This window comes from Erwinia papayae (assembly GCF_058241465.1).
On record NZ_JBZCHT010000011.1, the window covers coordinates 29,023 to 42,514 of the forward strand.

Below are 13,492 nucleotides of genomic sequence, written 5' to 3' on the forward strand. Positions count from 1 at the left end.
ACATGAAGGATAGCACAACACTAACCCAAAAGACGGGACATCTGGCATGGTGTGCCCTGATTGCCCTGCAATTGGCAAAGAGCGACGGACAGGCTCAATCAGAATCGCAGGAAAATCTTTTTCTGATTCGCTGGCTTTCCACGGCATTAAAACAGCACCGCTTCCCGCGTGAAGTTGCGCCGGATATTGGCTGGCTTTTAAAGCAGGGAAGGACGCTGGGAACGCGGGCAAAAATGCGTCAAAAAATTGATTATCTCTGGCGATCATGTTCCGGTGTATTAAAGGAGCAAAGTGACTTGTTCAGGCTGACCTATGCGCTGGAGACTGCAAAAGAGCATCACTGGTTATACCACGTTCTGATAGAGAAAGAGTGGACAGGCCGCCATGCAGTTACCATGACGAACGGCATCAATGCTATTTGTATTTCCCGTACATCACTGGACGCGGCATTTGATGAAAATGGCTGGCAGATTCAGCCCCTGATGGCAAAAATCACGGGCGAAACAAGCGCCCTGAATGCCTTGCTGGAGTCATGCGACTGGAAAGCCTTACCCTGTCCAATTGAAACCGGGTCAACGCTGTTTAATCTGACAGCGAGAACGTTCAGCGTCAGCAATGCGTAGCATGAGAAAAAAACGGTCTGGCAGGGTGGGGAATTGTCACGGCTAAAGCCGTAACGCTTTTTTCGTCCTCGCTTCGCTGCGGGGCTTCCGGCGCGTTGCGCCTCCCATGCCCTCACGGGCATAAAAAAGGGGCATCATGCCCCTGTAAAATGAAGTTTCAGTCCTAATGCCTTAGTGATTTTCATCATCGCACTGAATGTAGGATTACCTTTACCTGATAGCGCATGATATAGCCCTTCTCTGGACATTCCCACCTCTCTGGAAAGCTGGCTCATGTTTCTGGCTCTGGCAATATCACCTAATGCAGAAAGAACTAATGACGGCTCACCATCTTCCATAATTTCATTGAGGTACATTTGCATTTCTTCTTCACTGTTCAAATGTTCAGCAATATCGTATTCTTTCGTTTTCATCGTTTAACCTATAGCTAAATTTTTTGAAGGTGCGTCCATGCTCTTCTTACAAAAAATTATCCAATAAAAATATATTTCAAGGCAGCTATCACCACGGCAACCCCCATTGCAAGCAGCAGTTTTTTTATCCACTCAATATCGTTTTTAACTGTTCCTATATCAGATTTGATGCTTTCAGCCGCCAGTCTCACATCTTCTTTCGTCGCCGCACCGGAATTTTGCAGGTCTGCGACAACTTCGACAATTTTTTCCGCCTGTTCTTCTGTGATGCCGGATTCCGTCAGCGCCTTGATAGCTTTGTGGGTATTCAATGTTAATGTTGTCATTGTTCACTCCTTACCTGAAAATTTAAATTCACTCTATAACTACAGTATATACGTTATTTGTATATTGTCAAATATATCTGACAGCACAAAAGGGACAATTAAGCCCCTTTCATTTACGTTAGAACATTGCGTAACCTTGCAGATAATTTAACCACCAACGGAACTGGTTCCATTCCTCGCCTTTCATGGCTGGTATGCGTGTTTCCCAGCCTTTGACAAGGGAATCAGCAAGCTGTACGATCTGATGCGTTGACATTTTAAAACCTCGTGTAGTTTTGTTTGTCGATACGTGATCAGGTTGTTCTAGCAACCTGATCACAACTTAAAAAATCAGTTTTTCATCCTCCTTTTTTTCTAAAGATACCTTGAACCCGTAAAGTGTCAGAATGCGATATGCATCCAGTGCTTCACGTTCACTTTTAAACGTCCGTATTTCTTTCTGTCCATTACCTTTATCGAGAGACACAATAAATTTATATTTTTCTTCGCCTTCTATTTTTTTAATTAAATTATCAAGATCGTTTAACGTCCGTTTTGAATCAAGCAAAAATGTACAATGTACAATGGCGGTGATTGCTTCCCTGTCCAGCTCTAACAGAGCATCATTATAAGCAGCTTTAAAACAGCGATTATTACGCAGATCAGATGCAAACTGCATTGCGGCTTGTTTTAACGTTTTCATGTATTCCCCTTATTGGCGGGGTTCCCCCCGCCGTTTGTGTTAGCCGACGATTTCAAAATCAACATTGGAAGGATTTACGCTGCACTTTGTTGCGATAGTCTGGATCAAGTTTTCTAACTCAGCATGGCTTTTAACGGTAAAAGTCTGCTGAATCCTGTAGGTATTCATAAACGCTTTGCCGTTTTTGATTACCGCTTTGGTAAAAGAGAATTTAAATGTGGCTGGATAGGTGAGGTTTAGGATAGATTTCATTTTTAGCTCCCGCCCTGTATGGGCTATTGGTGATTGGGGCATTTCCCCTTTCGATATAAATATTATACCTCATATTGAGGTATTAACAACCCTTTTTTAAGGACAAACAGTTAATTCTCTGCTGGGAATCACACATATATGCTACAAACGGCATAAATTAACAGGGCGTTTCCGCCCTGCTTAAAATGTAACCTTCGTGAAAATATTCTGAAATTGAACCTATATATTATATAATGCCGAACTGTTTCTTTGTGTATTCAATGTCTTCGAAAGTTGTCCAATTTGCCTTATAAAATTCTATGGCGGCTTCTTTCAGTGTGATAGTACCGGCTTCAAAATCCATTTTTAATGACTCTGAAAATCCAGGCATGTCAAACGCTTTATTGTTATTCGTTGATTTCATTTTTATCTCCCGCCCTGTATGGGCTATTGGTGATCGAGGCATTTCCCCTTTCGATATAAATATTATACATCATATTGAGGTATTGGCAACTCTTTTTTGATGAAAAACAGTTTATTATCTGAGGGGGATCACGCTTTTTTATGCCCGTCAGGGCATGGGAGGCGCAACGCGCCGGAAGCCCCGCAGCGAAGCGAGGACGAAAAAAGCGTTACGGCTTTAGCCGTGACAATTCCCCGCACTGAAAAGCCCAAAAAGGACGACACGACTACACCAATGGTAATTTGCGCCGCAGAATGCCGCAGTTAGCGCGAGCGAAGCGAGTTTACGCCGTCAGCTTGCTGGCGGGGCGCTGTACTGCGCGTGTGAGCATCAGCGAGCTACGGGCGCAACGCCTCGCGCTTGCACAAAATATAATCAGGGTGTTCGTCAGCAAACAGCAATAATAGATTATATTCTGCACCAGAGATGGGGCTGTAGGATTTTAACGTTTCCGCCGTTTCTTTTTTTTGCCAGCTTGACAAGCCAATCCCTGCCAATTTAGCCATTTCTTTTTGCGTTAGCCCGGCTTTTAAACGAAGCCGTTTTACTTCTTCCGGTGAAATTATCATCTTGTCTATCTCCACATTTAATTAGTAGCATTGTTTTTTAAATCGCCAATCATATCAATAATCACATCCTTATCATTTAAAGATAACCCATCCTTTAAATAATCAATAGAATCCACTTCGCTTTCACGAAAATAGATTTCTGCAATTTTAGCTTTCGTTGCCTTTACCTTTCCCTAAGTTTTAGATTTTGACCTGACTTTAATATATTTAATCATGTGATATACGCCTTCATTGCTCGATTCCATAAAATAGGTGTAATTACCCTTATTTTTCCTCATAACTTTGTTATCGCTCCTGTTAATTTAATGAGTTGTTCCACATTTAACCCCTGTACAAACAAACCGTACCCGTTGTAATGGTCAGTAATTTTTCCGCTGAGGCCATTTCCCACTTTAAAACCCGTCAGCGCATTGTGCCAGTTATCCAGTTTTACAAGCTGAGATAACATGCCTTTGATGATTTTCTCCTGCTCCTGCGCGTCTCGCTGCTGCCGTTCTGCCTCCTGTGCTTTTTCCACATCCTCCTGCGCCTGTATCAGGATTTTACGGCGTATATCGTCGGCAATGCCCGTTGCTCCCCGCGACGGTGACACGGTACATCGTGCCCCATTCCCGCGCCACTGCCGGGATTCAGCAAAACCGTAAACGGTCAGCCGGCCTTTTTCTTCCCTGATCGTGATGGCGTAGCGTTTCAGTTCCGGCGTGGTGAGTTTAATGCGATACGGGCAGTCATCAAGCAGGTTCACGCGCCAGCCGTTCCCCAGCAGTCGGACGACGACTTCAAAAACGGGTTGCCATTTGTCGAAAAAATTTTGCATTTTGTTTTCCTTCCGTTGCTGCGCTGGCGAAGCCAGCCAATGCAGAGTGGCGGTTTTTACCCTGTTTTCGGGTTCGATGCCCGAAAAGCAGGGCTGGCAAAGTGTATCGGGGGCTTGCGCCCCCGTTCCCGTTATGCGTTCGCTACCCGTTTAAATCCGGTCGCGCTCCGCTGGCCTGTCGTGCCGTACATTTCGCGGATTTCGTCGATACTGTGCTCCTTGCGGTTCCGACTGGCTTTGTATTCTTCGGGACGATAGAACCACATCTTTTTTTTGCTCGCCCACTTGCAGCCCAGCGCCTTGATCGCGTCTTTGTGCGCTTTCGTGTCGCCGCTGATCCAGATCCAGTTACCTGCCACCTCAAAAATCACGCCAGCCATGCCCTGCAAGGTACTGAGGACGTTTTCCAGTTCTTCCCCGAAGTTGTAGCGGGCGCTATCGTCGCTGCTCTGGCTGTCATTGATGCGGTCGATGTTCTGCATCAGAAAATCAAATGCAGCGTTAACTGCTTTCATCATTTCCGCGCCCACAGGATTACGATCTGGGTGGAATTTTAGCGCCGCCTGCTTGTAGGCTTTTTTGATGTCCTGCTCGGTCAGTTCACCGGAAAGGCCGAAGATGTTAAGTGCTTGCTGGATGTTCATTTTTAGCTCCCGCCCTGTATGGGCTGTTGGTGATCGGGGCATTTCCCCTTTCGATATAAATATTATACCTCATATTGAGGTATTGGCAACTCTTTTTTGATGAAAAACAGTTTATTACCTGATGATGATCACGCTTTTTTATGCCCGTGAGGGCATGGGAGGCGCAACGCGCCGGAAGCCCCGCAGCGAAGCGAGGACGAAAAAAGCGTTACGGCTTTAGCCGTGACAATTCCCCGCCCTGAAAAGCCAAAAAAAGGATGATACGACTACACCAGTGCTGATTTGCGCCGCAGAATGCCGCAGTTAGCGCGAGCGAAGCGAGTTTACGCCGTCAGCTTGCTGGCGGGGCGCTGTACTGCGCGTGTGAGCGTCAGCGAGCTACGGGCGTAATCTCGCCGAAGAGAGACGGCAGGTTATTTTTTAACCAAACATGGATTTTGTAGCCACTTTGCTGCTTGCTGGAGGTTATCCCCTGCAAACAGTCGGCGTTATCCACAACAACGGGGGAAAGTTCATTTCACTTAAAATGGTAGTCACTTATCTGTTTTCTTGCGCTTTTCTTTTTGCAAATTTCAATCCTTTTATTCACCCATTCTTTGTGTAAAATCCCTACTTTTGTTTTTATGGCTTTTTGCCAGAATTGCAACGCCGTAAGATAACATTCATCACACTCTGCTTTTACTGCAATTCGCGCTAACTGATGATATTTATCCATATCAAAACCCCGTTGATATTTTGTACAAAAACTGCTATTTTTGTTATCATAAATTGTTGTTGTATGCAATAAGTTATTGGGTAACAAAAGGACGCACTATAATGACGGCAGATACCCCACCAACAATCGAAGTTCCGGCTTGTATGCAACAAGCCGCTGCCCGCTATCAAATACCCTTGCGAGGGCTGGTCAGTCTCTGGCTGACCGAGGGCGGGATGCCCGGCATGAAGAATAAGAACAAAAACGGCACCTATGATTTCGGTGCATTCCAGATTAATACGGTCTGGGCGAATCGCCTGTACCGTGATTTTGGCATAACCGAATATCAGTTAACCCACGATTTCTGCACCTCCGCTTACTCCGCAGCCTACATTGTTAAGTTCAATATCATCCGCGCAGGTGGTGATTTCTGGGAAGGTATAGGCCGCTACCACTCCGCCACCCCACACCTTAAAAACGGGTATATTCAACGGGTCTATAAAAAATCTTTGGGGTTCTGATATGCAAAAAGGGATGCCAACGGAATATCTGGTCGGGCTGATTATTATCGCGCTAATTGTCCTGCATGTTCTGCTCTGGTTCGGTGGTTCTGGCGATATTGTCTTTAGCTACAGTTATCTCATGTTCCACTTCTACGACTTCATCCTGCCGTCTTCCGGGTTCCGCGATACTACGCTTGCCATGCTTGCCAGTGCCGGGCACTATGCCGAAACGATGAGTTTTTCTAATTTCTGCACCCTGCTTAATGCCACGGCCTATCCTTTGGTGCTGATTTACCTCCTGCTTGCCGCATGGACTGTCCGAATCGTCTTGCGATCTAAGCGCTACCGGTTTAACCGCCAGTTCACCTTGTCCCAACTGGCGGCAATTCTGGTGAAGCGCTCGCCCGGAGTGGCGCACATTCTCTCGCGCTATCATGCCTTTCCCGATCAACTACTCAACCACACCGACGAAGAATCCGCCGCACCACTTTCACCACAGGAATTTGCAGAAAAACACCAGTTAATCACCCGTTCCAGATTGTTTCGCAAACGCCGGGCACAAAAAATTTTTCGCCAGCAGATTAATTTTGACAGTTTCAAAAATGGCAACCTTCACTTCAAACCTTATGAAGCTGCGCTGGCCGCCGCTTTCTACCGGGTTAGGGTTCACAGTGACCGTCCGTTCGCTCAACAGCTTTTCGATAAACTCAATCTGTCCTGTCTGGAGTCGAAAGACGGCTTTCCGGTATTTGCACCGGTGATGGATGAAGTGAAAGCAGTGCTGACCGGCGCTCAGGAAGACAATGAACGCCCTGCCTTTCAGGTGTGGGTTAAGGGCTATCGAAGCACCCGCACCTGCCTGTACGCCCTGCTTGATGCTGATTTGTCGCTACCGCCTGCACAATTTCGTTGGCTGAAAGGGCTGGACAGGCCGCTCTGGATGGCGCTATCCAGCGTCGGGCGAGGTAAAAAGTTCGTCGAAGGGGCAGGCATCATTGCATTCAGCCAGACCGAAACATGGCTTAAAACCGAGGCACACAAAACCCCGGCATATCAGGCTCTGGCCGCTACAGTGCGGGCAGCAGCTAACGGGCTTGAGCGTGAACTCGCCGCCACTGGAGAAACACAACGCCCTGTTTTCGAACGCCCTAAAGGGCAGGTTCTTCTGCATGACGCACTGGCACGACATCTGATATTACAACCTGAGCCGGTTAACTCCCCGGAGGTAACGGCTGACATAAACAACACAGAACCGAAAGCGCAGTCAGCACAGGCAACTCCGCCTGCTTCCGCTGAGCCAGCACCATTCGACGAATTCTAGGGGGTATTGAATTGAAAATTTCCATCACCAAATCCACCCTTTTGCTGCGTTTCGGCGGCAAGGCAACAGTCAGTAAAACGGTATTGCTGCCGTTGTCCGGTGTGGCGTTTACACTCAACCGGGACGACAATGGGATCTATTCCCTTGTAGCAGACAGCCCCATCGGGCATACGACACTGATGCATTTTGAAAACGAGTATGATGCAGTCCGGTCGCTGCGCCGCATTAATGGCGCGTTACGCCGTCACATCTGGACAGACAAGGGCACTTGCCTGTTCCGTCTCATATTCTGGCCGCTTGCGGCAGTGGCATTAATTGTGTCACTCAATGGGGCAATGATGAATTTGCATACCGCAGCAAGTACCCCGGCACTGACTCTGAACCAGCCACCAACCGTACCAACGCAACAATTTACCCAGCCAGCTTCGCAACCTCAGCCCCCCGCCCCTCAACTCATACAGGCACTGGCGCAGGCGGCAAACAGCGGCAAATTCACCGTCTCACTGTCGCAAGGGAAGCCACATACGCTGTATGTATTTTCTGATCCACTCTGCCCTCATTGTCGCGCTTTTGAGCCTACGCTGGAGCGTCTGACGGCTGATTACAACATTGAGGTATTCCCGGTATCTTTGGTCGGCGACGACGCCCAAATAGCGAAATCAGGAATAATTAACCAGTTTGTCCTGACGGCTGATAAAAACGAGCGCATACAGCGCTGGAAAAAAGTCATGATAGGAGAGGTATCAGCAGCAAACGACGCGCCGCAATCGCAGGAAATAGCAGAACGGGTTAACGCCAACAATCAGGCGTTTGGTCTGCTTGGCTTCACTGGCACACCGTCCGTCATAACGGAAGACGGCAAAGAAATATCGCTGGATGTGGTTAAAAATCCTGAGCAACTGGCTGGCTATTTCAACAATTAACGCAGGGTAACGAGTGGTATTTGACCTATGGCCTACGAAGATGAAATCGTTGTTGCCTCAAATCACGATCCGATAGCTGACTGGTTTATTACACCGCGTTGGCTGGTTTCGTACTGTGTGCTGTCTGCACTGTTGGCGCTGATATATCCGGCTTTTCTGCTGCTGCTGAGCGCTATTCTGGTGTTCTGGCTGGCTGCATACTCGACGCGACGCGATCCGCCTCCACTTCGTCTGCCTTTCGATGCAGAGATGATTGACGAATCGCTGACACGCGAAACAGCCGAAGAAAAGCGCCTCATGGGACTCCGGTGGACAAACAAAACCTATCGCGTCTCGCCCGCTGACGGCGTAATGTTTATGGGACATGAACGCGGAAAACCAAACGCACAGGAAATATGGCTGACGATGGCCGATTTGCTGCGTCATGCCGCTCTGGTCGGCACCACCGGCTCAGGTAAAACCGAAGTGTTGCTGTCGTGGTATGTCCATGCGGTGCTGCATTCCAGCGGCGATATTTACATGGACGGTAAGGCTGACGTGCGCCTGCCATTCATTTACTGGTGTCTGGCGCGGCGCTGGGGTCGTGAAGAAGACGTCTACTTTGTTAACCTGCTGACCGGTAGCGAAGACAAACACCAACAGATCATTGATAACACACACCGTAAAACGCGCTCCAACACCGTCAATCTGTTCGGCACCGCATCACCGACTTTCATCATCCAGCTTGTCGAGTCCATGCTGCCACAGGCAGGCTCCGAAGGGGCTATGTGGCAGGAGTCCGCCAAGAGCCTGATTGAAGGGCTGATTAACGCACTGTGCCACAAGCGTGCTCGCGGTGAATTGCTGCTCTCTCAGCAAAGCCTTAAAGAATACCTGCCGTTGCCAAATCTGGTTGCCCTGTACAACGAAGCGTTAAAAAATAACTGGCATAAAGAGGGCTATATGTCGCTGGAATCCTATCTGGCTAACCTGCCCGGCTTCCAGCTTGCGTTGCGTGAACAGCCTGAAAAATGGGATGCTGACGCTTTCAAGCAGCACGGTTTTCGCTCCATGCAATTCCTGAAAACGCTGGCTCTTTTTACCGAAACCTACGGTCACGTTTTCCCGGAAGACAGCGGCGATATAGTGATGCAGGATATTTTGCATAACCAGCGCCTGCTGTGCGTCATGATCCCTTCCACAGAGCTATCTCGCGGCGAGACAACAACACTCGGCAACCTGTTTATCAATATGCTGCGTATGAACGTCTCGCGCGATTTAGGCAGCGACATCGAGGGCATGGCCGAAGACGTGTTACTGGCTGAGGCCAAGAAAGCCCGCTTTCCTTTTCTGGTGCAGGCTGACGAACTCGGCCAGTATTTTGCACCGGGGCTGGACACGCTCATGGCACAAATGCGTTCACTGAAATACAGTGGCGAAATCAGTACGCAGGACATCCCCGGTCTTGAGCGCAGCGCCAAAAGTGAAACTGCCTCTGTGCTGGGTAATACCCGGCTTAAATACTGTCTGTCAATTGAAGATCCTGGCAAAACCTTTGAGGTATTCCGCGATGTGATGGGGCAAGGCGCAGTTGCAGAAGTTAGCCAGATTCAGGACAAAAGTGGCATGTTCTCCAGCGCCGGTCAGGTCTCTGACACCTACCATGTGAAAGATAAAGACCGCATTACGATGCGCGAACTGCGTGGCATGGCAGAGGGCGAAGGGGTGATGTCACTGGAAGACCGTCTTGTGCGCAGCCGTGCATTTTACATCCCGGACGATGAAAAAATATCGAAAACACTGTCAGTCAGAATCAACCGGTTTGTCGAAGTGCTACCGCCGACGACTAAAACAGTGATGGAAATCTACCCCGCTCTGATTGAGCGAAAACCCCTGCCCTTTGATTCGCGCATTTCCGGCATATCTACGTTGTGGGAAGGGCTGGAAAAAATCCATACGATGCGAAAATACGTGCCACCGGAAGAAATCGGGATCTGTCTCTTTGAATATGCAGCCGAGTTTTTTGCACAAATGGAAGCGATGGACGCCCCATGCTATGCGCAAGAACCGGAAGATGAATTCCATCCACTACTTTAATTAAGGATTCTTATGAACTGGACATTCTACAGAAACAGACTCTTATACATACTTCCGTTCTATCTAATTATATCAGTACTGGCTTACCTTTTAATTGCAGGGGTAATCAATCGAGCAGAATCAAAGAACACAGAAATGATAAATATATTTCGAAATATTATAGTATTTGAACTTATCATCTTATGGCTTATTACGCCATTTACCTTCCTCTTTCTTGAATCATTCAAAATAGTCAAGAGATTGTTTTCTTTTGAAATAAATCCGAATATAGACTTCCCTTCCGATACATCTGAATTTGCAAGAAAAATCATACGCATTATAGCGTTTGTACCACACTTTCTTTTGCTGTTTATTAAATATTCACTATCTTGTTATATGGTGATACTGCTTAATTTTATTGTTTCGCCTCTCGTCATCCTTGCTTTAATGGTAGAAAAGGTTATCAAATTTTTAGGGGTCAGGAAAATAGAGGGAATAAATCATGAGAAGAATTCCGATTATTGCGGTCATCGTTATGATGGCTTCTGGTTGCCATCAGCAAATGAAGGATTTCAATGATACTTTGTCAAATCTGGGTTCTTATCCAGCGAAGCAAAAAACACTTGATGAGTTTAAATGGAACAATTCCGTATCTTTATCAACGGTAACGGAAGATGAAGTCTGTAGTGCTTTTCGGAAAAATAAAGAGGCGGCAAGGGCAAAATATATAGGCCGTGATTTGATTAAAAATGGCGTAGTGCAGTGTGTAATAGAAAAACCCTATGCATGGAACGTTGGTAACGTTATCAGTTTACCAAGAAAAAAAGCGATTGAAGAACATGCAAGACTGGTTATAGAACACGGAGTATACGTTTCACAGAAAGGAAAGATAATTACAATTGAAAACTACAGCAATCTTCCTAACGGTTCAGACTGCAACATATCCATTGACTTATCAAGTTTCAATGGGAGCATGAATTAATTGCATCACAATTATCCACTGCATAGTGTGGTATTAGGAGGCCAGATGCTTAACCGGAATAAGATTGTAATTATCAAACGGCTTGCAGTAGAAACTCTATTCTGGCCTGCCTGCCCTCTTGATGATGATCATTGCTTTGACCGCATCATGCAGGCAGAAGTTATAGATAAGGCGTTTCAGGATAGACACGCCCTGTATCTACACAGGTCGGATCGAAATGCTTCTGATACTCAACGCATAAAAAATTCTCTTAGAAAAACTGCTATCCAACTAGTGATTTTGGTCGCCGATGTGACTCCAGAAGTCGCGGAAACCATACTAAACGAGTGGGACACCTCTGAGCCTGTGAACGGGGAATATGCTCAAGGCACATACGATTATCTTCTGCGGAAAAAGAAAATAAATAATGTGTAATATTACACATCATTTGCTCGCTTAGTGCTCTCAAATGGCAGCTTTTCCAGTTCTTCCAGTTCAGCACTGAAAGACATTGACCATTTGAAAGGGGCTTGCCCTGTGAGCATCCTGAAAAGCCAGTCGTTTCTGTCTGAATATTTGCCGTTTTGAATATAGTATTCAGGGTGATGAAGACCAAGTTCAGGATCTTCATTTTCCTTGTTTTTGTATGTCCATGATGTTTTTGGAACATGCGAAAGTTCAGTTTTTAGATATTTGAAAAATCGCAATAAATCACCCCTGCCTCCCGTCCCCATTTGGCTGTTAAGTCTGAATCTTGTGCATTCATATTTACACTGCCATGTTTGCCCGCTACGCACTATCACCAACAGTGTGCCGTCATGATGGTGATCATCAGCACAGATACGTACAAAATGCAGAGCCGTATCAGGTTTTAAGTTACCATCGACATCCAGTAAGGTATCAAAAAAACATTTGTAATCATTCGATAACCGTTCAATCTGAAACGGATTTCCTGCCCCACTCATGAGCCAGTCAGCCCGACAACTGAGGACGGCCTGCATACGGGCGGCCATGTCAAAGGTAGGAGCCTGCCGACCTTCCAGACAGTCAAGCAGTAATGCCGGACTGCTTTCACCAATCCTCGCAGCCAGCAAAACAGGATCGGAACTTTCCCCATAGCGAAACCATCCATCATGACGTAATTGCTCCAGCAACCACGACATGCGTTTTCCCGTTTCCACTTGCCACGACTGGCGCAGGGACAGTGGCAGTTCTTCCGATTTTGCTTTTTTACCGTAAACATCTGACAGGACATAACGCAGTTCTCCCTCAATGGAGCGTTCAGATTTGGCTGCGGATGCCACTATTTGTTCGTAAATATCGTCGGGAAAATTTCTTACCTGCAACTTTGCCATAATGACGTCCTCTTGAGGTCAATCCAACTAAATTGACCTCAATTTAGACTCAAAATGATGACAAAGGCAAGACGTTGCTGAAAATTTATTCTTTCTTTGCTACCGTTGCGGTTTACCGTCATTCTCCGCAATGCCCTTCCCTGTCGCGCCGGTTCTGATAAACCGGTTAAATATCAGTAAGCTGTAAGGGTACTGAGGCCATATTGCCCGCTTTCCGGGGCGTCGTGGGCGGGTGGTTCGGGGACATCTTCTGCGGTTTTTTGGCTTAGTGCTGAAAATCCGCAATCCTGCCCTGCCCGCACAGGGAATTAAATATCAGGAGTGTCTCACCTGTGGAATGGTTAGCAGCGTTATTATCACTCATTAATCAGAATCCGTGGGCGGGGACGATACTCGCCACGTTCGCTACGGCGCTGGCAGGAATGTTTACCTTTCACCTGAAAGAGCGCGGACGCAGGCGAATGAAACGTTATGAACTGACGCTGGAACATTACAACGCATACAGTTGCCTGATGTTCACAGCGATGGATGCGTTATGTACCGATAAAGGGTTTGAAAAATTTCAGACCCGGATCATTAAGCCGGATCTGCCCGAACTGGTGCTGGAAGAGTCTACCTATGATGCGCTCAATGACCTTCTGTGTGCTTCGGGGCGGGCAACGCTGGTTGCCGATCCTCTGGCGCGTGAACGGATAGCCGCCTGCACGAATTGCATCATCCATAAAGTGAATGGAAATCAACAAACATCTGACGACTGCCACGACAAAATACTGGAGGCGCTCAGGGCAATGAACCAGCATCTGCGGCGTTTTGAATACTGGTGGCTGCTGCGCTGGGGAGCTGCGGGTAGAGCAAGTTGGCAGGCGAGAGCGGTAAAGCGCACAAACAATAAATGCGGTAACAGCATGAAGA

18 protein-coding genes are annotated in these 13,492 nt (G+C 47.1%); 8 read left to right on the plus strand and 10 right to left on the minus strand.

Features of this window, described 5'->3' with window-relative positions; translation table 11 throughout:
* Nucleotides 1–2 precede the first annotated feature (2 nt).
* Nucleotides 3–623, plus strand: a complete 621-nt coding sequence (locus AC3RPL_RS15910) for a DUF2913 family protein (protein WP_490740800.1) — start codon at nt 3–5, stop codon at nt 621–623.
* A 134-nt stretch (nt 624–757) separates the two neighbouring features.
* Here AC3RPL_RS15910 and AC3RPL_RS15915 read toward each other — a convergent pair whose 3' ends face one another.
* From AC3RPL_RS15915 to AC3RPL_RS15955, 9 genes are all read right to left on the minus strand, one after another.
* Nucleotides 758–1,036 carry an addiction module antidote protein gene (locus AC3RPL_RS15915; RefSeq protein ID WP_490740801.1) on the minus strand — a complete coding sequence of 93 codons (279 nt, stop codon included), beginning with the start codon at nt 1,034–1,036 and terminating at the stop codon, nt 758–760.
* A gap of 56 nt (nt 1,037–1,092) precedes the next feature.
* Entirely contained in the window at nt 1,093–1,362 is a 270-nt protein-coding gene (locus AC3RPL_RS15920) for a CCDC90 family protein (RefSeq protein ID WP_490740802.1), read from the minus strand.
* Nucleotides 1,363–1,684: 322 nt separating this feature from the next.
* Nucleotides 1,685–2,044 carry a hypothetical protein gene (locus AC3RPL_RS15925; protein ID WP_490740803.1) on the minus strand — a complete coding sequence of 120 codons (360 nt, stop codon included), beginning with the start codon at nt 2,042–2,044 and terminating at the stop codon, nt 1,685–1,687.
* A 39-nt stretch (nt 2,045–2,083) separates the two neighbouring features.
* On the minus strand, nt 2,084–2,296 hold the full coding sequence (locus AC3RPL_RS15930) for a hypothetical protein (RefSeq protein WP_490740804.1): 213 nt from the start codon (nt 2,294–2,296) through the stop codon (nt 2,084–2,086).
* A 226-nt stretch (nt 2,297–2,522) separates the two neighbouring features.
* Nucleotides 2,523–2,699 (minus strand): hypothetical protein, encoded by a 177-nt coding sequence (locus tag AC3RPL_RS15935; RefSeq protein ID WP_490740805.1) that lies wholly within the window; start codon nt 2,697–2,699, stop codon nt 2,523–2,525.
* Nucleotides 2,700–3,076: 377 nt separating this feature from the next.
* A complete protein-coding gene (locus AC3RPL_RS15940) occupies nt 3,077–3,307 on the minus strand; it encodes a helix-turn-helix domain-containing protein (RefSeq protein ID WP_490740806.1) in 231 nt (76 codons plus the stop codon).
* 274 nt (nt 3,308–3,581) lie between these two features.
* Nucleotides 3,582–4,124 (minus strand): hypothetical protein, encoded by a 543-nt coding sequence (locus AC3RPL_RS15945; RefSeq protein ID WP_490740807.1) that lies wholly within the window; start codon nt 4,122–4,124, stop codon nt 3,582–3,584.
* Between the two features lie 131 nt (nt 4,125–4,255).
* Nucleotides 4,256–4,768 carry a J domain-containing protein gene (locus AC3RPL_RS15950; RefSeq protein WP_490740808.1) on the minus strand — a complete coding sequence of 171 codons (513 nt, stop codon included), beginning with the start codon at nt 4,766–4,768 and terminating at the stop codon, nt 4,256–4,258.
* A gap of 517 nt (nt 4,769–5,285) precedes the next feature.
* Nucleotides 5,286–5,483 carry an ANR family transcriptional regulator gene (locus AC3RPL_RS15955; RefSeq protein WP_490740809.1) on the minus strand — a complete coding sequence of 66 codons (198 nt, stop codon included), beginning with the start codon at nt 5,481–5,483 and terminating at the stop codon, nt 5,286–5,288.
* A gap of 101 nt (nt 5,484–5,584) precedes the next feature.
* On the opposite strand from AC3RPL_RS15955, the gene AC3RPL_RS15960 reads away from it, so the two are divergent.
* The 6 genes from AC3RPL_RS15960 to AC3RPL_RS15985 all read left to right on the plus strand — a co-directional run bounded on the left by AC3RPL_RS15960 (nt 5,585) and on the right by AC3RPL_RS15985 (nt 11,660).
* Nucleotides 5,585–5,983 (plus strand): lytic transglycosylase domain-containing protein, encoded by a 399-nt coding sequence (locus AC3RPL_RS15960; RefSeq protein WP_228286494.1) that lies wholly within the window; start codon nt 5,585–5,587, stop codon nt 5,981–5,983.
* Between the two features lies 1 nt (nt 5,984).
* Nucleotides 5,985–7,286, plus strand: coding sequence for a secretion/conjugation apparatus DotM-related subunit (locus AC3RPL_RS15965; protein WP_490740810.1), 1,302 nt, complete (start codon nt 5,985–5,987; stop codon nt 7,284–7,286).
* An 11-nt stretch (nt 7,287–7,297) separates the two neighbouring features.
* On the plus strand, nt 7,298–8,209 hold the full coding sequence (locus AC3RPL_RS15970) for a thioredoxin fold domain-containing protein (protein WP_490740811.1): 912 nt from the start codon (nt 7,298–7,300) through the stop codon (nt 8,207–8,209).
* 27 nt (nt 8,210–8,236) lie between these two features.
* Complete coding sequence (locus tag AC3RPL_RS15975) at nt 8,237–10,285, plus strand: conjugal transfer protein TrbC (protein WP_490740812.1); 2,049 nt, start codon at nt 8,237–8,239, stop codon at nt 10,283–10,285.
* A 481-nt stretch (nt 10,286–10,766) separates the two neighbouring features.
* A complete protein-coding gene (locus AC3RPL_RS15980; protein ID WP_490740813.1) occupies nt 10,767–11,246 on the plus strand; it encodes a hypothetical protein in 480 nt (159 codons plus the stop codon).
* Nucleotides 11,247–11,291: 45 nt separating this feature from the next.
* Nucleotides 11,292–11,660 (plus strand): hypothetical protein, encoded by a 369-nt coding sequence (locus tag AC3RPL_RS15985; RefSeq protein WP_130975931.1) that lies wholly within the window; start codon nt 11,292–11,294, stop codon nt 11,658–11,660.
* A gap of 2 nt (nt 11,661–11,662) precedes the next feature.
* Here AC3RPL_RS15985 and AC3RPL_RS15990 read toward each other — a convergent pair whose 3' ends face one another.
* Complete coding sequence (locus tag AC3RPL_RS15990) at nt 11,663–12,580, minus strand: FitA-like ribbon-helix-helix domain-containing protein (RefSeq protein WP_490740814.1); 918 nt, start codon at nt 12,578–12,580, stop codon at nt 11,663–11,665.
* Between the two features lie 332 nt (nt 12,581–12,912).
* Here AC3RPL_RS15990 and AC3RPL_RS15995 point away from each other — a divergent pair.
* Nucleotides 12,913–13,492 (plus strand): hypothetical protein (locus AC3RPL_RS15995; RefSeq protein WP_490740815.1); only part of this gene is annotated, 580 nt, incomplete at its 3' end.